Annotated in this window: 18 protein-coding genes and 1 pseudogene; 13 read left to right on the forward strand and 6 right to left on the reverse strand. The window is 61.4% G+C overall.

The window, feature by feature from the left end:
• The first annotated feature begins 80 nt into the window (after positions 1 to 80).
• The 3 genes from CR152_RS24115 (at position 81) to CR152_RS34365 (ending at position 2,227) form a co-directional block, all read left to right on the forward strand.
• Positions 81 to 860 (forward strand): peptidylprolyl isomerase, encoded by a 780-nt coding sequence (locus CR152_RS24115; RefSeq protein ID WP_099879241.1) that lies wholly within the window; start codon positions 81 to 83, stop codon positions 858 to 860.
• A gap of 101 nt (positions 861 to 961) precedes the next feature.
• Positions 962 to 1,777 carry a peptidylprolyl isomerase gene (locus CR152_RS24120; RefSeq protein WP_099879243.1) on the forward strand — a complete coding sequence of 272 codons (816 nt, stop codon included), beginning with the start codon at positions 962 to 964 and terminating at the stop codon, positions 1,775 to 1,777.
• A 105-nt stretch (positions 1,778 to 1,882) separates the two neighbouring features.
• Positions 1,883 to 2,227, forward strand: coding sequence for a hypothetical protein (locus tag CR152_RS34365; RefSeq protein WP_229413563.1), 345 nt, complete (start codon positions 1,883 to 1,885; stop codon positions 2,225 to 2,227).
• A 156-nt stretch (positions 2,228 to 2,383) separates the two neighbouring features.
• Here CR152_RS34365 and CR152_RS24130 read toward each other — a convergent pair whose 3' ends face one another.
• Positions 2,384 to 3,304 carry a polysaccharide deacetylase family protein gene (locus CR152_RS24130; protein WP_099879245.1) on the reverse strand — a complete coding sequence of 307 codons (921 nt, stop codon included), beginning with the start codon at positions 3,302 to 3,304 and terminating at the stop codon, positions 2,384 to 2,386.
• Here CR152_RS24130 and CR152_RS33225 point away from each other — a divergent pair.
• The 9 genes and pseudogenes from CR152_RS33225 to CR152_RS24170 all read left to right on the forward strand — a co-directional run bounded on the left by CR152_RS33225 (position 3,303) and on the right by CR152_RS24170 (position 11,109).
• The gene (locus CR152_RS33225) at positions 3,303 to 3,473 is read left to right on the forward strand and encodes a hypothetical protein (RefSeq protein WP_157778706.1); all 171 of its coding nucleotides are present in this window, start codon (positions 3,303 to 3,305) and stop codon (positions 3,471 to 3,473) included. The genes CR152_RS24130 and CR152_RS33225 overlap by 2 nt on opposite strands.
• Positions 3,474 to 3,603: 130 nt before the next feature.
• Positions 3,604 to 3,978, forward strand: a complete 375-nt coding sequence (locus tag CR152_RS24135) for a BlaI/MecI/CopY family transcriptional regulator (RefSeq protein ID WP_099879247.1) — start codon at positions 3,604 to 3,606, stop codon at positions 3,976 to 3,978.
• Positions 3,979 to 3,980: 2 nt separating this feature from the next.
• Positions 3,981 to 5,489, forward strand: a complete 1,509-nt coding sequence (locus CR152_RS24140) for a peptidoglycan DD-metalloendopeptidase family protein (protein WP_099879249.1) — start codon at positions 3,981 to 3,983, stop codon at positions 5,487 to 5,489.
• 100 nt (positions 5,490 to 5,589) lie between these two features.
• Positions 5,590 to 7,650 (forward strand): TonB-dependent receptor plug domain-containing protein, encoded by a 2,061-nt coding sequence (locus tag CR152_RS24145; protein ID WP_370663862.1) that lies wholly within the window; start codon positions 5,590 to 5,592, stop codon positions 7,648 to 7,650.
• Positions 7,651 to 7,669: 19 nt separating this feature from the next.
• Positions 7,670 to 7,969, forward strand: a pseudogene (locus CR152_RS24150) (penicillin-binding transpeptidase domain-containing protein); the annotation flags it as partial.
• A 139-nt stretch (positions 7,970 to 8,108) separates the two neighbouring features.
• Positions 8,109 to 8,561: a TolB family protein gene (locus CR152_RS24155; RefSeq protein ID WP_099879255.1), complete on the forward strand. Its 453-nt coding sequence runs from the start codon at positions 8,109 to 8,111 to the stop codon at positions 8,559 to 8,561.
• A 13-nt stretch (positions 8,562 to 8,574) separates the two neighbouring features.
• A complete protein-coding gene (locus CR152_RS24160) occupies positions 8,575 to 9,183 on the forward strand; it encodes a TetR/AcrR family transcriptional regulator (RefSeq protein ID WP_099879257.1) in 609 nt (202 codons plus the stop codon).
• A 109-nt stretch (positions 9,184 to 9,292) separates the two neighbouring features.
• Entirely contained in the window at positions 9,293 to 10,111 is an 819-nt protein-coding gene (locus tag CR152_RS24165; RefSeq protein ID WP_099879259.1) for an oxidoreductase, read from the forward strand.
• Entirely contained in the window at positions 10,108 to 11,109 is a 1,002-nt protein-coding gene (locus CR152_RS24170) for an NADP-dependent oxidoreductase (RefSeq protein WP_099879261.1), read from the forward strand. The genes CR152_RS24165 and CR152_RS24170 overlap by 4 nt, the downstream gene beginning before the upstream one ends.
• 61 nt (positions 11,110 to 11,170) lie before the next feature.
• Here the strand turns inward: CR152_RS24170 and CR152_RS24175 are convergent, their stop codons facing one another.
• From CR152_RS24175 to CR152_RS24185, 3 genes are all read right to left on the reverse strand, one after another.
• Entirely contained in the window at positions 11,171 to 11,527 is a 357-nt protein-coding gene (locus tag CR152_RS24175) for an antibiotic biosynthesis monooxygenase family protein (RefSeq protein WP_099879263.1), read from the reverse strand.
• Positions 11,524 to 11,853, reverse strand: a complete 330-nt coding sequence (locus tag CR152_RS24180; RefSeq protein WP_099879265.1) for an NIPSNAP family protein — start codon at positions 11,851 to 11,853, stop codon at positions 11,524 to 11,526. Before CR152_RS24180 ends, CR152_RS24175 begins: the two co-directional genes overlap by 4 nt.
• A gap of 229 nt (positions 11,854 to 12,082) precedes the next feature.
• Complete coding sequence (locus CR152_RS24185) at positions 12,083 to 13,066, reverse strand: GlxA family transcriptional regulator (RefSeq protein ID WP_099879267.1); 984 nt, start codon at positions 13,064 to 13,066, stop codon at positions 12,083 to 12,085.
• Between the two features lie 98 nt (positions 13,067 to 13,164).
• Here CR152_RS24185 and CR152_RS24190 point away from each other — a divergent pair, with 98 nt between their 5' ends.
• The gene (locus CR152_RS24190) at positions 13,165 to 13,623 is read left to right on the forward strand and encodes a tautomerase family protein (protein WP_099879269.1); all 459 of its coding nucleotides are present in this window, start codon (positions 13,165 to 13,167) and stop codon (positions 13,621 to 13,623) included.
• A gap of 194 nt (positions 13,624 to 13,817) precedes the next feature.
• On the opposite strand, the gene CR152_RS24195 is transcribed toward CR152_RS24190, so the two are convergent.
• Entirely contained in the window at positions 13,818 to 14,264 is a 447-nt protein-coding gene (locus CR152_RS24195; RefSeq protein WP_099879271.1) for a hypothetical protein, read from the reverse strand.
• Positions 14,265 to 14,422: 158 nt separating this feature from the next.
• Entirely contained in the window at positions 14,423 to 18,469 is a 4,047-nt protein-coding gene (gene purL, locus CR152_RS24200) for a phosphoribosylformylglycinamidine synthase (RefSeq protein WP_099879272.1), read from the reverse strand.
• Positions 18,470 to 18,532: the final 63 nt, after the last annotated feature.

The following is an 18,532-nucleotide window of genomic DNA, read 5'->3' on the forward strand; positions in this document are numbered from 1 at the left end:
AATATGTCCGACAATTGAACGTAAAGTAAAAAAACTAATCTAACCTTTGTCCGAGTAACTTTTTCAAACAGGATTTAATAATGACCTTTAAGCCAGCCCGCTTGCTGTTAGCACTGATCGCCGTTGCCGCCATGCCTGCCTTTGCGCAGAATGCCGCCGTTGTCAACGGCAAGCCCATTCCTTTGGCGCGTGTCGATGCAGTCGTCAAGCAAGTTGTTGCCCAAGGCCAGCAGCCGGATTCCCCGGAACTGCGCGAGATGGTCAAGAAAGACCTGATCGCCCGCGAAGTCATGATGCAGGAAGCCCTGAAAAAGGGTTTCGAGAAAGACGCCACCGTCAAGCAGCAGCTCGACAGCGCGCGCCAGACCATCGTCATCAACGCACTGGTGCGTGACTATGTGAGCAAGAACGCCGTCAGCGACGCCGACATCAAGGCCGAATACGAGCGCTACAAGGCGCAGGCCGGCGACAAGGAATACCATGTGCGCCACATCCTGGCCGAGAACGAAGCCGACGCCAAGGCCGTCATCGCCAAGCTGAAGGGCGGCGCCAAGTTTGAAGACCTGGCCAAGACCTCCAAGGATACCGGCACCGCCAACAGCGGTGGCGATCTGGACTGGGCACTGCCATCGTCGTTCCCGAAACCGTTCAGCGACGCCTTCGTCAGCCTGCAAAAAGGCCAGGTCGGCGAGAACCCGGTGCAAACGCCGGCCGGCTTCCACGTCATCAAGCTCGACGATACGCGCGCAGCCAAACTGCCGACGTTCGACGAAGTGAAGCCACAAATTGCCGATTCGCTGCAGCAAAAGAAACTGCAAGCCTATCAGGAAGAAATGATCAAGAAAGCGGCGATCAAGTAAGATCGTACGGCCGGCGCACACGTGCGCCGGCGCTCGCTGGGCGAGATTGGCGGTATGATCCGTCCAGCCGCATACTTTTGTAATTTATAGGATCTAAAATAATGATGTTGAAGCCTGCCCGCCTGTTGTTAGCCATCCTCGCGCTGGCCACCGCGCCTGCGTTCGCGCAAAAAACTAGTGCTCCGAGCAGTGCTCCGAGTAGTGCTCCTATTGCTACCGTCAACGGCAAAGCCATTCCAGCCGCCAGGGTCGATCAGATCGTCAAGCAGGTCGTCGCTCAAGGCAAGCAAACCGATTCTCCGCAACTGCGCGAAGCGATCAAGAAAGACCTGATCGGCCGTGAAGTGATGATCCAGGAAGCTGACAAGCAAGGCTTCGGCATGCGTCCTGAAGTCAAGTCCGCGCTCGAGAACGCGCGCCAGAGCATCATCATCAACGCGATGCTGGCCGACTACGTCAAGAAGAACCCTGTCAAGGATGCCGAGATCAAGGCCGAGTACGACAAGTACAAATCGACGGTCGGCGACAAGGAATACCACGCCAAGCACATCCTGGTGCCAACCGAAGAAGAAGCCAAGGCGCTCATCGCCAAGCTGAAAACCGGCAGCAAGTTTGAAGAGCTGGCCAAGGCCTCCTCGAAAGACGGCTCGGCAGCCAACGGCGGTGATCTGGACTGGGCGAGCCCGAACAACTATGTGCCTGAGTTCTCGAAGGCCATGGTCGCCCTGCAAAAAGGCGCGATCACCGATACCCCGGTCAAGACGCAGTACGGCTACCACGTCATCAAGCTGGAAGATTCCCGTGCAACCAAGGTTCCGCCACTGGAAGAAATCAAGCAGCAAGTCGCCGAATCGCTACAACAGCGCAAGCTGCAGCAGTTCCGCGAAGATTTGATGAAAAAAGCGACGATCAAGTAAGCCTGGTCGATCCGCTACAAGAGCGCATCCTCGGATGCGCTTTTTTTCGTCTATTCCAGTCTCACACGCGATGAAGACCGTCGAAGCGGATCATCCAAGGCAACTGTGACTTGCCCTGCAAGCAGGGACGAGCTGCTGGCCTGCCTCAATCACCTGCTCGCCGGCGCCGGCAATGCCAGTCTGATGACGCCAGGATTGCGCCAGACACTGTGCGACTACGCCGCCGGCAACTACCGTATCCTGATGACGCTGGCCGGTGAACTTCTTCGTGTGGCGGCGCGGCGGGAATTGGCCGTGCTCGATGAAAAGCTGTACCTGGACGTGTTTGCGCAGCCCGATGCCGCGCTGGCCTCAGCATCGACTGCGTTGGCTTTCACCCGGGCTTGCGCCTTCTGTTCCAGCTCAGCATACTTGCCGCATCTTGCAGCTGCTCCAATTGGACGTCCTTGAAAGTGGCGGCCTGGGCCGTGTTCATCGAGACCAGCATCGCCAGCGCGGACATGGCGGCGGCGGCGACTGGACGGAAAGTGGCTTTAGTGGCCTCGAGTGAAAGCGACGGCGCAGCTGCAGGCAATCGACCGCGGGGGCGCTGCAAGGTGAAGGCAGTCAGATGCCCTGCGCCTTCAGCGCGGCGATCTCGTAATCGCCATCATCGACCAGGCGCGACCAGCCTTCGAACTTACCGACACCCAGGCTGCGCGCCATCGACAGCAACAGACTTTGCCCGGCTGTTTCGCGTTCGGGAACGAGCTGGTAAACCGGGTCGGCGAACGCGGCTTCCGGCGTTGTGATCGTCCACCCCATCTGCTTGAACATGGCGATCACGTCATCGAGCCACATCGCGTTGATCAGGTTATGGTGCAGCAGGATCACCTGCGCAATGTCCCTGCCCTGCAAGGTGTGCGACAGCGACCGGTAGGCCTGTGCCCGCTGGCGAACGTGCGCCAGGTAGGCCTCCCGGACCGGACCGACGGCAGCCGCGTTGCCGCTTTTCAGCACCTCAATCAGCTTGTCGTTCAAGCGCCAGTCGCTGGTATCGAGGCTCACATAGGCGTTGCGGTAAGCCTGCGCTTTCATGAAAGCGCGCATGCCATCACGCTTTTCGGGCACATTCCCCTCGCGCAGATAAGGAAAGCGAAACCACTTCTGGTAGCCGGGCAGCGTGCTGATCACCGCGTCGCAATCGATCAGTTCCTGCTGGAACTGCGCCAGGCTGACCTGGGCATCGTGGAAATCAGGGTGCGTCATGGAGTGATTGCCCACCGCGTGGCCGGCCTGTCCCCAGGCGCGTGCCAGCGCGAGGCCGGCGGGCCGGTCGGCGCCATTGCCCACGGTGACAAACAGGGCGGCCTTGACCTTGTGCTTTGCAAGGGCGTCGAGCATGGCCTGGTTACGCTGCTGGGGCGACATGCGCGGCGTCTCGGCCAGCTCCGGCCCGTCATCGAAGGTAAAGGCAATCGATTGAGCGTGAACAGAAGGGATTAACGTCATACCAAGAGCGAGCGCCAGGAGTAATTTTTTCAGCATGCTGTTCACCTTAATGCGGGGGAGTGTAAAAAACGTCGAGTGTGGGAAATTGCGCTTCGGCGCGCAGGCAGTCCCACAGATAGCAGGCAAAGCCAAGGTCACCGGTCCACAAGTAGTAGCGGAACTGACCGAAGAGCTGCGCGTCCGCTTCGACCTGGCGTGGGCGTGACGGATGACGCAAGGACTTTCGGCTTGAAGTAATCCGGGAAACCACCGTGTGTGACAATTGTCGCATAAATTTCTTGCAAACATGCGACATATGTCGCAAAATTGCGGCATTCGCCACAAGGAGACGTCCGATGTCCATTCCATCCATTACTGAGTTGAGCCTGTTAAAGTGTTTGTGGAAACAGCATCCCCTGAGCGCGCGCGCGATCCATCAACATGCCGAGGAAGAGCTGCATTGGTCATTTTCCTCCACCCGCAAAACACTGGACCGCATGCTGGAAAAAGGCATGATTAGCCAGCACAGCCAGCATGGTGCGAATGTCTACACCGCGGTGCTGGAAAAGGTAGAGACACTTGCCGCCTTTGCCCATGATTTCGGCCACCGTGTCATGGAAATGAAGTCACCACTCCCCGTCAATATGTTTACCGGCAGTCAGTTAATTGACCAGCGCGAGCTGAAAGAGTTGGAGCGATTACTCAACGACTGGCCAGAGGAAAAGGAGTAAACATGTTTTCCCAGTTCTCCCTGCTATTCCTGAAGGCATGCATCACCAGCATATTGGCTGGCGCCGCCTGGGCCCTCTTGTGGCTTGCGTTACACTTCTGGCCCGGACTGGCTGCCCAACGCGCGCCCTGGCTGCTTGCCCAGCTTGGGGCCGCCGCTGTCCTGGTACTGGTCTTACTACCGGGCGCGTCCCGCTTCAGCATTTTTCCCGCCGTAGAACTAAGCACGACACCTGCCGCTCATGTGGACGTAAAACATGATGCCGAACTTGAGGGCTTCGATGGCATCGACCTGGCTACCGTAAAACCGGTGCAAGCGCTCGCATGGCTTGGCAATGCATGGTTGTTGATCTACCTGGCCGGGTTCATTCATGCAAGCGCCCGCTGCCGGCGTGATCGGCGCATAGTGATCGCATTGAAGGCGGCAGCACAGCGATTGTCCCCGGCGGACATCAGCGATCACCAGGCGCTGGCCTCGCATCGCAACCGGCTGCCGCCCGTCTTTGAAGTCGACGCGCCAGTTCCACCTATGCTGGCAGGCTTGCTGCGCCCGATGCTTTTGCTACCGCGGCACTTGCGGGATCTGGACCTGGATCAGCAAGGGCTGGTGATCGAACACGAACTGACACACCTGTCACGCTTGGACCAGTTAGGGTTGCATATGGCGCTAAGCTTGCAAATCCTGCTCTGGTTTAATCCAGCGCTACCGGCGCTACGCCGCCAGCTCACCTGGGCGCAGGAACTCGCTTGCGACCGCGCGGTGTTAGCTGGCAGCACACTGCAACAACGCAAGCGCTTTGCCGCTGCATTGATCGCGCAGTTCAAGATGCAGCAGACCAGCCCGGCATATGCCGCAATGGCGTTTCGCGGACAATTGCGCGATTGCGTGAGCGCCCGCGCCGCGCTGATACGTGACGGTATTGCTTTCCATTCGCATGCCGCAGTGCGCGCTGCATCTGGCTGCCTGCTCATTGCGCTGCTGCTTGCCAGCGTCGTCTTGCAGCCGGCCTTCGCCCTGCGGGCCGTCGATACGTCGCCGCATCCTGTCAATCCGGCGGCAGAACCGCTCCCCCAATGGCTGGCGCCCCTGCAGCGCATGCGCATCACCAGCTATTTTGGCACCGTCAGGACAGCCGGTGCCACGCCTCACGGCGGCATCGATCTGGCGGCGCGGGCAGGCACACCGATCATGGCGCCGGCGTCTGGCACAGTCACCGCATCGACCGATCTCTACCAGGGCGAAGCCAGGTACGGAGAGGTGATCGCCATCGAACACGCCGGCGGGCTGCGCTCTGTCTACGCTCACTTGAATCAGCGCAGCGTCAAAGTGGGTGAGGCCGTGGCAAAGGGGCAGCTTATCGGCCACACCGGCGCCACCGGCCGCGTCAGCGGTCCCCATCTGCACCTGGAAATCCACCGCAATAACATCAAGCTTGATCCTGAGCTGCTGCTTGGCAGCCAGGATGGCACTGACAGTGCCAAGAACGCCCGCGACACACTGCGCTCCCGTTAATTCAACCCACGCCATTTGAGCCCTGCCGCCAAGTGCGGCAGCGGCGGCGTTCACCCTAGAGAATCGCATGAAATACAGGATTATTTGCCTGGCGCTAGCCATGGCCTTCAACAATGCAGCGGCCCAGCAGCCGACTGTTGAAATCAAGTCTGCACGCTACGACCAGCGCCGCGAAGACACTGCCGCCATGCTGGTGCTGGACCGGGCCACACTGGCGGCCAATGGCGACCGTAGCTTGTCGGAAGCATTGCGGCGCCTGCCTGGCGTTACCGTTACCGAAGGCAACGGCCGTGGCGTGGAGATCCGGATGCGTGGTTTGGGCAGGGGCTACACCCAATTGCTGCTCAATGGCGTGCCTGCGCCCGCCGGATTTGCACTCGATGCGCTGGCGCCAGAGCTGATCGAACGCATAGAAGTCATACGCAACGCATCGGCCGAGCATGGCGCCCAATCCGTGGCGGGCACCATCAATATTATCCTGCGCAAGAACTCGGGGCGCGAGCAACAGGAGTTCAGGCTCGGGTGGGAACGCATCAACGGCGCCGATTCGCCCAGCATTGCCGGCCAGCGAACGGGCAAGGCGCCAGGCTGGTCATACAGCGTCGGTGCGAACCTGGTGCGTAGTGGCAGGCCGGAAGATCGGACCGTACGCGATACCGTCGGCGCTGCCCACGGCGCGATCACGGGCGCGCGTACCTCTCTGGTGCATGAATCGAACGTTGGCGATGCCCTCAACCTGACACCGCGCATCGACTGGACGCCCGACAATGGCGACAGCATCAACGTCCAGAACTTCATCAACCTGTTCCGTCGTAGGATTGAATTTGCCGGAGACGACACCGTGCTGGCGGGCGCAGCGGGCGACTTTTCGCAGGCCGCCAGTCTGTTGCGCACGCGCTCCCTACTGTGGCGCAGTGACTGGTCATGGCAGCATGCGCTGGCCGACGGCAAACTGGAGCTCAAGCTCAGTGGCACCCACAACCCGCGCAGTTCCGCATTCGATTTCACCGGGGCGAACGCCGCCGGTCCCGCCATTGTGCGTCACGTGAGTTCCGATATCAGAGAGACCGGCCTGACCCATCAAGGCAAATATGCCCGCCAACTGGCCGGCGGCCATTCGCTGGTGCTGGGCTGGGATGGCGCCACTGTGCGCCGCCGCCAAACACGCGATGAACTGGAACGTGATGGCAGCGGCGCAATCCGTTCAACCACCGGCGAAAGCTACCACGGGACGATCCGGCGACTGGCGGGTTTCGTCCAGGACGAATGGGCGTTCAATGCCGAGGTGCTGTCCCTGGGCCTGCGCTGGGAAACGCTGCGTACCGGCGCTGGCGGCAGCAATAGCGCCGCCTTGACCGAGCAAGACAGCCGGGTACTGAGCCCCGTGCTGCAGTGGCTGCACAAGCTGCCATCCGGTAGCCAATGGCGCTTGGGGGCCAGCCGGACCTACAAGGCACCAATCATGCTGGACCTGATCCCGCGCCGCTACACCATCGATAATAACAATAGTCCTACTACGCCTGACCTGCGCGGCAACCCGCAACTGCGTCCGGAACTGGCCTGGGGCCTCGATGCGGTATATGACCACCCTCTGGGAAAAGACGCCACGCTCAGTGCCAGCCTGTTTGCCCGCCGCATTGATGATGTCGTCTTGCAGCGGGTCGGCCTGGAGGCTGGTCGCTGGGTGGCCGTCAACGGTAACCACGGCCATGCAGACGTCTATGGCTTTGCGCTGGAAGCGCAACTGGCACTGACGCCGGCCTTGCGCATGCGTAGCAACCTGGCGCTGAATCGTTCCCGCACCAGTAGCGTGCCAGGACCGCATAACCGACCGGACAGCCAGATCCCATTGAGCGCCAACCTGTCGCTCGATTACCGTCGCCAGGGGCTGACGCTCGGCGGGGATTTCAACTTCCAGGCCGGAGGTGACAGCCGCGCGTCCGCAAACAGGCTGGCCACTGCCTCGCATGAACGCAAACTGGACCTGCGCGCGGCCTGGCAACTGCATCCCGGTAGAACACTGCGCCTGACGCTGGCCAACCTGCTGCGGCAAGACCGCATCAATGTGGAACGGTATGAAGATGCCGACGGTTGGCGCCAGACCCGCACCGACGCTGGTACGCACACACTGCTGCGCCTCGTCTATGAAGCCAATTTCTAATCACCCAATAGGAAGAAGAATGACTCTGTTCAAGCCCCTCGCCTGCGCATGGGCGCTCAGTTTGACCCACGCCGCAGTGGGCGCACATGAAATTTGTACCGCAGGTGCCGATGCCCGGACCGGCAAGGTCCTGGTGCAGCGTAGCGACTGCGCGCAGCGCGTGACACCGGCGTCCACGTTCAAGATCGCTATCAGCCTGATGGGCTATGACGCCGGCTTCCTGAAAGACGAACATCAGCCGACGCTGCCGTTCCTCGCGGGCGACGTCGATTGGCGGGAGAACTGGAAGCAAGCCACTGATCCATCTACATGGATGAAGAAATAAGGTACTCCGCTAAGCAGCTGCGGCCAGGCATGACGTTCGCATCTCGAGCGATTATTGCCCTGGCGCTCTCTGGACAAGCTGGTTGATCCACTTACAAAACGACAAGGTTAATGGAACCCAAAGGAAGCCTCGTATGCGCACTCTCTTTTACTTCTGCCTTCCCCTCGCCCTGCTGCTGACCGCCGCGCCCGCGCTGTTCGCCAACCCCCTCACTGCCCCCACGCTGGAAGCCCGCATCACCGCCATGGGCAAGGTGAACAGCGCCAGTTCGGCGCACTACTCGCCCGATGGCACGCAGATCGCCTACATCACGAGCCTCAGCGGCTCGCCGCAGGCCTGGATCATTCCGGCCCAGGGCGGCTACCCGCGGCAGGTTTCCAATGGCAGCGATCCGGTCTCCGGCCTGCGCTGGTCGCCCGACGGCAAGCTGGCATATGCGGTATCGCCGGTGAGTTTGCTACTTGAGTGGAAGTCTGTCCACCGTACAGCCAGCTCGTCGTTCCGGACCATCGAGCCTGGCTTACCGAAGCCGCGATTGGGAGATTTCGTTGGTGGCGCGCCTGAGGAGATCTGTTCGGCACATTAGCAAAAACTAGTATATGATGACTATCATGTACAATCCGAAGCCAAGGCGCGGCGCGTCAAGCCGCAAGGAAGCCACCCACGAACGCATCGTCGAGGTTGCCTCGCGGGCGATCCGGCGCAGCGGATACGCCGGCACGGGCGTGGCCGACATCATGAAAGAAGCGGGCCTGACCCATGGTGGCTTTTACGCCCACTTCGCCTCGCGCGACGCCTTGCTGGCCGAAGCGGCGGACCGGGCCGGCGCCGACGCAGTGGCCGTATCGGCGCGCATCGCCGCCACTGCATCCCCGGGTCAAGGCTTGCAGGCGCTGATCCACGCTTACTTGTCGCCACAGCACCTGGCCGCGATCGAAATCGGCTGCCCCGTGGCGGCACTATGCTCGGAAATGCCGCGCCAGGCGCCGGAAGTGCGGCGCGCCGCCACCCAGCATATCAAGGCCATGATCGATCTCATCGCGCGCCAGTCGCCGGATTGGGGCCAGCCCGGCGTGCACGAGCAGGCCGTCACCACGCTGGCCACCCTGATCGGTAGCCTGATGCTGGCGCGCGCCGTCGACGATCCCAAGCTTGCCGACAGTTTTTTGCACCACGCGAAACACACCCTGAACCCCGCCAGCAATTGAACATGGCGCCTCGTCACGCCAATTTTTTTACCCCATAATATGATAATCGTCATATACCACATCTGGCCCTGCCACTGAATCAGATCGCCATGAAGAACGGAATAACATTATGAACAACAAAATTGCATTGATCACCGGGGCATCCTCCGGCATCGGCGAGTCGACCGCGCAGCGTCTCGCGCAGGCTGGCTACACCGTCCACGGCACCACCCGCGCCGCCTCGCCGAGCGCGCAAGGAAAGGTGGACATGCTGACGCTGGACGTGACTAGCGACGACTCGGCCGAGGCTGCGATTGCGGAAGTGCTGCGCCGCCATGGCCGCATCGACCTGCTGGTCAACAACGCCGGCTTCGGCGTGGCGCCGGCCGCCGCCGAGGAAAGCTCGCTTGAGCAGGCGCGCGCCATCTTCGACACCAACTTCTTCGGCATGGTGCGCATGACGCGCGCCGTGGTGCCGCACATGCGCAAGCAGGGCAGCGGCCGCATTCTGAATATCGGCTCGGTGCTCGGTTTCCTGCCGATGCCTTACATGGCCCTGTATTCGGCCACCAAGCACGCTGTCGCCGGCTATTCCGAATCGCTCGACCATGAGCTGCGCACCCTCGGCATCCGCGTGTTGGTGATCGAGCCGGGCTATATCAAGACCTCGTTCGACGCCAACTCGCTCGATCCCGATCTGCCGCTTGCCATGTATGGCGCACTGCGCGCCGCCTTGAACGCGCGCGTAAAAGAGGTGCTGCTCACGGCGCAGGGGCCGGACGTCGTAGCGGAGACCGTCTTGCAGGCGGCAACAGCGGCGCACCCGAAGCTGCGCTACGCTGCCGGCACCCTCGCCGCTCGCATGCGCCTGCTGCGCAGATTCGCTCCAGCCAGCCTGGTCGATGCCGGCATCCGCAAAGACCTGCGCCTCGAAGCAGCCCGATCATGAAAGCATTCATCCTGGAAGCATATTCAAAGACAGGCGCGCTGCGCAAGGCCGAGGTGGCGGAACCGGTCGTGTGGGACGACGATGTGCTGGTGCAGATCCACGCGGCGGCCGTCAATGTGCTGGACGCCAAGATCAAGAGCGGCGAATTCAAGCTGGTCCTGCCCTACCGCCTGCCGCAGATCATGGGTAACGACGTTGCCGGCGTGGTGGTCAAGGTGGGTTCGCGGGTACGCCGCTTCAAGGTGGGCGACGAAGTCTACGCGCGGCCCGACAAGGACCGCATCGGCACCTTCGCCGAGTATATTGCGATCAACGAATGCGACGTCGCGCTCAAGCCCGTCACCCTGTCGATGGAGGAAGCGGCCTCGATCCCGCTCGTCGGGCTGACGGCGTGGCAGGCGCTGGTCGAGAAAGCCGGTCTGAAAAAGGGGCAGAAAGTGTTCATTCAGGCCGGTTCCGGCGGCGTGGGCTCGTTTGCCATCCGGCTGGCCAAGCATCTGGGGGCGAGCGTGGCGACCACCGCCAGCGGCGCGAATATCGAGATGGTCAGGCGGCTCGGGGCCGATATCGTCATCGACTACAAAAAGGAGAATGTCGAGGATGTCTTGCGCGACTATGATGTTGTGCTCAATAGCCAGGATGCGGCCACGCTGGAACAATCGCTGCGCTTGCTCAAACCGGGCGGAAAGCTCATTTCCATCTCCGGACCGCCAGACGCGGATTTTGCCACGGAACTGGGGCTGCCGTGGTTTGTAAAGCTGGTCATGACGCTACTCAGTGCAGGCACACGCAGGAAAGCCCGCAAGCTCGGTGTCAGCTACTCTTTCCTCTTCATGCGCGCCGACAGCAAACAGCTGGCCGAGATCGCCAGCCTGATCGACGGCGGCAAGATCGGCGCCGTGATCGACCGCATTTTTCCGTTCGAGGAAACCAACGCGGCCCTCGATTACGTTGAAGCAGGCAGGGCCAAGGGCAAGGTTGTCATCAAGGTCCGGTAACAGCGCTGGATGCCGCACGAGGCGATCTCATCCCCAATGTGCGCGATGCGCACCAGGGACCTCAAGCCGGCGGCGGCTCATGCCGGGCGCGCGAATCGGCCGGCGCTTCCGCCCGTTCATGCATGCCGTAATCGCGCATGACGGCCGCCACGCGCAAGCGGTAATCGGCGAAGATGAACGCGCGCCCCTGCTCCTGCGTGTCGCGATGCAAGCCGTGGTTGCGCCATGCGCGCACCGCCTCCTCGTCGCGCCAGAACGACAGCGACAGGATCTTGCCGGGGTCCGTCAGGCTCTGGAAGCGTTCAATCGACAGGAAGCCATCCATCCGTTCGAGTTCAGGCCGCAGGTTCGCGGCGGCGTCCAGGTAGGCCTGGCGCTGCGCCTCGTGCGGGATCACCTCGAAGATCACGGCGATCATTGCGCGGCCCGCTGGAACGCGCTCTCGACCACCTCGGTGAAGGTGCGCTCTTCGCGCAGGATGAAGCGCTTTTCCTGCGCCATGGCGAAGTTGGCTCGGCTCTCGGGGTCGAGGCGCAGGCGCGCGCGGTAGGCCTCGTAGGCGGCGAGGCTGTCGAATCCGACCATGCCCCAGGCTTCGTAATTGGTGCCTTCGAGGGGCAGGAAGTAGCCGATCAGGTTGCCGCCGCAGCGGGGAATGATGCGGCCCCAGTTCTCGGCATACGCGCGAAAAGCGTCGCGCTGGAAGGGGTCGATTTCGTAGCGGATAAAGCAGGCGATGGTCATGATGGTCCTCGGTGAACTGAAGACCTGACTATAAGGGAATGCGGTTGGCAGATGGTTCGGCGTGGAGCGAACCATTGCGCGGCTGTGAAGCGCGTCTTGTTAAAGGGGTTCCAAGCCGGAACCGCCGAAAATTCCGTCACTCCAAATCGGGGGCGTTTGACGAAAGGGAAATTAAAGATACGCCAGGCTTCCGGTAGCCGCAGGCCGCGAAACTCGGCTCGTCTGAATTTTACCCAGAAAGATTGGACACTGCCGGCCGAAATTGCCTTGGCGTCGCGCCCATCACTTTGCGCATCAAGCGCCTGAGTGCGGTCGTATCGGCATAGCCTACGCGTTCAGCCACTTGCTCAACCGTCAACTTGCTTGTTTCAAGCAGCATGCGTGCCTTGCTAAGCCGAACGCTCTGCAGTAACGCCGAAGTGCTACGCCCGGTGGCTGCTCGTACGTGACGCGAGAGAGTACGGTCAGACATGCAGAATTTTTTCGCCAGATCTGAAACGCTGGGCGGATTTGGCAGAGCGGACTCGATACATGCCACCAAATTCACGATCAATTGATTGCCATTGGCGAGCATGGCAGGAACGACGAATTGCGCCTGCGATTGCCGACCATCAATCAACAGCGTGCGTGCGACTGCGTCGGCCAGTGCAGGACTAAACTGCGTCCGCAAAAGATGCAGCATCAAATCGGTCTGTGCGAATGCCGCTCCGGCAGTCACGATCATTCCATCGCATATAACCATGCGGTCGGCATCAACCACGCAACGCGGCTCAAGTTGCTGCAATAACGACGCAAACCACCAAGATGTCGTTACCTTTTTCCCCACCAAAAGATCGGCGGACTGAAGTAAAAAAACGGCTGAGCACGACGCGGCCACAGTTCCACCTGTTCGCGCATGGTCTTGAAGCGCCTTAATTGCGCGCAGCGCATCAGGCTGCGCAAGGCGATTCATTACTGCGCGGTGGCTCTCGAGTCCGAGGCCAGGAACCACCCAAGTGGAGCCATCAGCGCGCACTGTTTTCGGCAAAGTTCTTGCGTCGATTTTCATACCGTGACCGAGGCGAATGTCGCTTGCAGTTGAGTACACACGCCACCGAGGTTCAGCGCAACCAACGCTTCTAGCCAGCGAGGCGGCGGTCGATAGAATGTCCAGCGTCAGCGTCACACTCGACGGAAAGGCACCAGGCAAAATAAGAATTGTGAAATCGATCATTGGCCGATATAGCTCGATATATGTCAAAACAGACACTACGATCTTAAGTCAATTGGCGGTTTAATACAAACTCCAATTAATTAACAGAAGGGCTGACCATGCCAAATATTCTCGTCAAGATTCCGAAGGGCTCATTTCCAACCGAACACCGTACTATGTTAGTACGGAAGCTTACCGACGCCGCCGCCACTGCCGAGCAGATCCCGGACGACCCCAGGAAGAGGATACTTTGTTGGGTCATAGTTGAAGAGGTCGAGTCAGGTTCCTGGACCTGCGGCGCGATCGACATGACTGAGCAGATTCTCCCTTGCCTTGCCATGATCTACCTTCCGGCGGGTGTCTTGGATGGCGCCGCGCGGGCCGTTTTCGTCGATCTGGCTCACCAGGCATTTAAGCAGGCATTGCCGACGGCCGAGAAACGACAACTAGCTACTTCCGTCATGTTGCATGACGTGGTCGATGGCACTTGGGGCGTGAACGGCACAATCTGGCGACTTCCCGACTTCGCGCAAGCAGCAGGCTATGCACACCTTCAATCATTGGTTTCTCCCCCCTGACGCGATTCGGGTGCAACAACAAACGATGGCTGCCAGCCGCTGATTACCAGGATATCGCCGGTGGCATGGCGGCACATCCTACTGAATGGGCGCTACACGTTCCAGAGCGGCGATAAGCTGATCGACCTGTATGCGCTCCTGGCAGGGCTGGACTTGGAGTGACGGAATTTTCGGCGGTTTCGGAGTGGCCCCGCTTAAAGCGCCTCGTCCCAGAGCGTCACGTCGTGCGCCACAAAGGCGACCGTGCTGCCCGGTTCGGGCCACACCCCCCCCATTTCTTCTTCCGATAAACAGAAACAGGCTTCGCCGGCCATGATGAACGCATGGCGTTGTGCGCTCGGGTCGCTGTACACCGATTGGCTTTCGAGCATGCCGGTGACCTTGAATGATCCCGGTGTGTCCAGCGCTTCCACGGCGTTCATTGCCGCTTGATCGAGCACGCCAAATTGCGTGACCGAACCCTGGGTGATTTCGACGCCGAATTCCATGCCCAGGCAATCCTCGGCGCGTTCGAGCGCCGGTACCAGCCGGGCAATGCCGCTGAAGGCGGCACTGCGGAAGTGGACGACGAAACTCGGTTGCGGGGTGTAGCCGATCAGGCGCATCGACGCGCTGTCGATTTCTTCAATTGTTATGTTCATCGTAAATGCTCCAGCTGTCAGGTTTTCGGCCACAAGGCCGTGTTCTCAACCGATTCACGTTAACTGCAAAACCGCCATTCCGCACGGGCGGGAATGACGGTTTTGAGGGCTGTGGCTCGTTTTGGGTGCTGCGTTCTACGTTTTGCGTTTTGCTTAACTTAGCCGACCCACTTGCGCGCATTGCGGAACATGCGCATCCACGGTGAATCCTCGCCCCATGCTTCCGGATGCCACGACTGCTGCACCGAGCGGAATACGCGTTCGGCGTGCGGCATCAGCACGCTGAAGCGTCCATCCGCCGTCGTCACCGACGTCAGCCCCTCGGGCGAACCGTTCGGGTTGAACGGATACGCCTCGGTGGCCGCGCCGCGGTTGTCGACAAAGCGCATCGCCTTGACCACCGCGCCGATATCGCCCGTCTGCGAGAAGTCGGCAAACCCTTCGCCGTGCGCGATCGCAATCGCCGCCTGCGTGCCCGCCATGCCGCCAAAGAATATCGACGGCGAATCGAGCACCTCGACCATCGCAAAGCGCGCCTCGAACTGCTCCGATTTATTGCGTGTGAACTTCGGCCACGCATGCGCGCCAGGAATGATCGATTTCAGGTTGCTCATCATCTGGCAACCGTTGCACACGCCCAGTCCGAACGTATCGGCACGGTTGAAGAAGCGCGCGAACTGGTCCGCCAGCTGGGCGTTGAACAGAATCGTCTTGGCCCAGCCCTCGCCGGCACCGAGCACGTCGCCGTACGAGAAGCCACCGACGGCGATGATGCCCTGGAAGTCGTCCAGCTTGGCGCGGCCGGCAATCAGGTCGCTCATGTGCACGTCGACCGCCGCAAATCCGGCCTGGTGCATCACCCACGCGGTCTCGATATGCGAGTTCACGCCCTGCTCGCGCAGGATCGCCACGCGCGGCCGCACGCCCGTCGCTACGAACGGCGCGGCGATATTCTCGCTCGGGTCGAACGTCAGCTTCGGCGTAATGCCAGGATCGGTTTCGTCCAGCAGGCGCTCGTACTCGGCATCGGCACATGCAGGATTGTCGCGCAGGCGCGCAATGCGCCAGCTCGTTTCGCTCCACACGCGGTGCAGCGCGCTGCGCGCTTCGGTGTAGATCACCTTGGCGTCGCGCGTGAATTCGATCACGCCACGTTCGTTCGGCTTGCCGATGATATGGCTGCACGCGCCCAGATTGTGCTCGCGCAGCACGTTCATCACAAGCGACTTTTCGTCCGCACGCACCTGGATGACGGCGCCCAGTTCTTCGCTGAACAAGGCACGCAGGGTTTGCTCGTTGCGGCGCTCGGCCACCTGGCCCGCCCAGTTCTTGGCGTCGCCCCAGTCGGCGCCATGGCCGGCTTCGAGGGTGAGGATGTCGAGGTTGACCGACAGGCCGCTGCGGCCCGCGAACGCCATCTCGCACAAGGTGGCGAACAGGCCGCCATCGGAACGGTCGTGGTAAGCGAGCAGCTTGTCGTCGGCGTTAAGCTGCTGGATCGCCGCGAAGAAGCCTTTCAGGTCGTCCGCGCTGTCGACGTCCGGCGTCTCGTTGCCGAGCTGCTGGGTCACCAGCGACAGCGCCGAGGCGCCGAGGCGGTTCTTGCCACGTCCCAGATCGATCAGGATCAGCGCGGTCTCGCCGGCATCCTGCTTGATCTGTGGCGTGAGCGAACGGCGTACGTCGTAGACCGGTGCAAACGAGGAGACGATCAGCGAGACGGGCGACGTAACCGCTTTGGCCGCGTCTTCATCGCGCCAGGTCGTACGCATCGATAGCGAATCCTTGCCGACCGGGATACTGATTCCCAGGGCCGGGCACAGTTCCATGCCGACTGCCTTCACGGTGTCGAACAGCGCGGCATCCTGCCCCGGCTGGCCGCAGGCGGCCATCCAGTTGGCCGACAGCTTGATGTCCGAGATATCGCGGATCGGTGCGGCGGCAATGTTGGTCACCGCTTCGCCGACCGCCATGCGGCCCGACGCGGCGGCGTCGATCACCGCCAGCGGGGTGCGTTCGCCCATCGCCATCGCTTCGCCAAGGTAGCCTTCGAAGCTCATGGCGGTAACGGCGCAATCGGCCACCGGAACCTGCCACGGGCCGACCATCTGGTCGCGCACCGTGGTGCCGCCGACGGTACGGTCGCCAATCGTGATCAGGAACGATTTGTCGGCCACCGCGGGCAGCAGCAGCACGCGCTTGGCCACATCGGCCAGATTGAGGCCGGTCAGGTCGATTGCGGGGAATTCATTGTGCACGTGGGTGACGTCGCGCTGCATCTTGGGCGGCTTGCCGAGCAAGACGTCCATCGGCATGTCGACCGGGGAGTTGCCCAGTTCCGGATCGATCAGCTTGAGCTGGCGCTCTTCGGTGGCCACGCCGACGGCCGCGAACAAGCAGCGCTCACGCTCGCACATGGCGGCGAACAGCGCCAGGCTCTCGGGCGCAATCGCCAGCACGTAGCGTTCCTGCGATTCGTTGGACCAGATCTCTTTCGGCGCCATGCCGCTTTCTTCGAGCGGCACCTTGCGCAGGTCGAAAATCGCGCCGCGCTTGGCGTCGTTGGTGATCTCCGGGAAAGCGTTCGACAGGCCGCCCGCGCCCACATCGTGAATCGAGATGATCGGATTGTCCGCACCCATCTGCCAGCACGCGTTGATGACTTCCTGCGCGCGCCGTTCCATTTCGGGATTGCCGCGCTGGACCGAGTCGAAATCCAGGTCTGCCGTGTTGGTGCCGGTCGCCATCGAGGACGCGGCGCTGCCGCCCATCCCGATGCGCATGCCCGGACCACCAAGCTGAATCAGCAGGCTGCCGACCGGGATGTCGTTCTTGTGCGTGTGCTGGCCGGAGATATTGCCGATGCCGCCGGCGATCATGATCGGCTTGTGGTAGCCGAACACCGCGTCGGGTGTGCCCGCGCTCAGCGCGCCGACATTCTGCTCGTAGGTGCGGAAGTAGCCGCCCAGGACCGGACGGCCAAACTCGTTGCTGAACGCGGCGCCGCCGAGCGGGCCTTCGATCATGATCTGCAGCGGCGAGGCGATGCGGTCAGGCTTGCCGTAGACCGCTGCTTGCGCGCGCTCGCCGAACGGCTGGTTGACGTTGGCCGCGTTTTCCCATGGACGCACTGCGTCCGGGATCATCAGGTTCGATACCGTGAAGCCGGTCAGGCCAGCCTTCGGCTTGGCCCCGCGGCCGGTCGCGCCTTCGTCGCGGATCTCGCCGCCCGCGCCGGTGGAGGCGCCGGGGAACGGCGAAATCGCGGTCGGGTGATTGTGCGTTTCGACCTTCATCAGGGTGTGCGTCAGCTCCGTCGACGGGGCGTACTCGTGCCCTGCGCCACGCGGATAGAAGCGCATGACGGTGGCGCCTTCCATGATCGACGAGTTGTCGCTGTAGGCGACAATCGTGCCTTTCGGCTGCAACTGGTGCGTGTTCTTGATCATCTGGAACAGCGACTTGTCCTGCGCCACGCCGTCGACGATCCAGTCGGCGTTGAAAATCTTGTGGCGGCAATGCTCGCTGTTCGCCTGCGCGAACATCATCAGTTCGACGTCGGTCGGGTTGCGCCCGGCCTTCGTGAACGCGTCAAACAGGTAGTCGATTTCATCGTCCGACAGGGCCAGGCCAAGTTCGGTGTTGGCTTTTTCCAAAGCGTGCTTGCCGGCTTTGAGAACGTCCACCGATTCCAGCGGCCGCGCTTCGAGTTCGCGGAACAGGCTTGAGGCCTGGTCGGCGCTCCGCAGCACGCTTTCGGTCATGCGGTCGTGCAGCAGGGCTGCTACCGCTTCGGTTTCCTCGTCGGAGAGCTTCTTGGCCGCGCCGATGCTGCTGCCCAGAATGCCCGTTTTCAGGCTGACCGAAAATGCAATCCCCCGCTCGATCCGGTGCACATGCGCCATGCCGCAGTTGTGCGCGATGTCGGTCGCTTTCGATGCCCATGGCGAGATGGTGCCCAGGCGCGGGATGACGAAGAATTCTTCCGTCACGCCTTCGCGCGGGTTTTCTGCGGCAGGTTCGCCGTAGGTTAGCATCGCGGACAGGCGCGACGTGTCGTCCGCCGACAGCACCGCGCTGGTATCGATAAAGTGATAAAAACGCGCCTGGACCGCCGTAATCGCCGGGGCGACAGCTTGCAATTGGCTCAGGAGGCGTTGGCTGCGAAATACGGACAGGGCATTGGAACCCGGTAGTATCAACATGGTTGGAAGGTGGTTGATGCAGCGAGGCTGCGGGGTTAAAGGTAATGAAGGCACTAATCTGGG

The organism is Massilia violaceinigra, assembly GCF_002752675.1.
In the GTDB taxonomy this organism is placed as follows: domain Bacteria; phylum Pseudomonadota; class Gammaproteobacteria; order Burkholderiales; family Burkholderiaceae_D; genus Telluria_A; species Telluria_A violaceinigra.

Coding starts and splice junctions, on each gene's coding strand:
- CR152_RS24115 (WP_099879241.1), top strand. CDS start 81: ATGACCTTTAAGCCAGCCCGCTTGCTGTTAGCACTGATCGCCGTTGCC.
- CR152_RS24120 (WP_099879243.1), top strand. CDS start 962: ATGATGTTGAAGCCTGCCCGCCTGTTGTTAGCCATCCTCGCGCTGGCC.
- CR152_RS33225 (WP_157778706.1), top strand. CDS start 3,303: ATGCTGTTCACCTTAATGCGGGGGAGTGTAAAAAACGTCGAGTGTGGG.
- CR152_RS24130 (WP_099879245.1), bottom strand. CDS start 3,304: ATGCTGAAAAAATTACTCCTGGCGCTCGCTCTTGGTATGACGTTAATC.
- CR152_RS24135 (WP_099879247.1), top strand. CDS start 3,604: ATGTCCATTCCATCCATTACTGAGTTGAGCCTGTTAAAGTGTTTGTGG.
- CR152_RS24140 (WP_099879249.1), top strand. CDS start 3,981: ATGTTTTCCCAGTTCTCCCTGCTATTCCTGAAGGCATGCATCACCAGC.
- CR152_RS24145 (WP_370663862.1), top strand. CDS start 5,590: ATGGCCTTCAACAATGCAGCGGCCCAGCAGCCGACTGTTGAAATCAAG.
- CR152_RS24155 (WP_099879255.1), top strand. CDS start 8,109: ATGCGCACTCTCTTTTACTTCTGCCTTCCCCTCGCCCTGCTGCTGACC.
- CR152_RS24160 (WP_099879257.1), top strand. CDS start 8,575: ATGATGACTATCATGTACAATCCGAAGCCAAGGCGCGGCGCGTCAAGC.
- CR152_RS24165 (WP_099879259.1), top strand. CDS start 9,293: ATGAACAACAAAATTGCATTGATCACCGGGGCATCCTCCGGCATCGGC.
- CR152_RS24170 (WP_099879261.1), top strand. CDS start 10,108: ATGAAAGCATTCATCCTGGAAGCATATTCAAAGACAGGCGCGCTGCGC.
- CR152_RS24175 (WP_099879263.1), bottom strand. CDS start 11,527: ATGATCGCCGTGATCTTCGAGGTGATCCCGCACGAGGCGCAGCGCCAG.
- CR152_RS24180 (WP_099879265.1), bottom strand. CDS start 11,853: ATGACCATCGCCTGCTTTATCCGCTACGAAATCGACCCCTTCCAGCGC.
- CR152_RS24185 (WP_099879267.1), bottom strand. CDS start 13,066: ATGATCGATTTCACAATTCTTATTTTGCCTGGTGCCTTTCCGTCGAGT.
- CR152_RS24190 (WP_099879269.1), top strand. CDS start 13,165: ATGCCAAATATTCTCGTCAAGATTCCGAAGGGCTCATTTCCAACCGAA.
- CR152_RS24195 (WP_099879271.1), bottom strand. CDS start 14,264: ATGAACATAACAATTGAAGAAATCGACAGCGCGTCGATGCGCCTGATC.
- purL (WP_099879272.1), bottom strand. CDS start 18,469: ATGTTGATACTACCGGGTTCCAATGCCCTGTCCGTATTTCGCAGCCAA.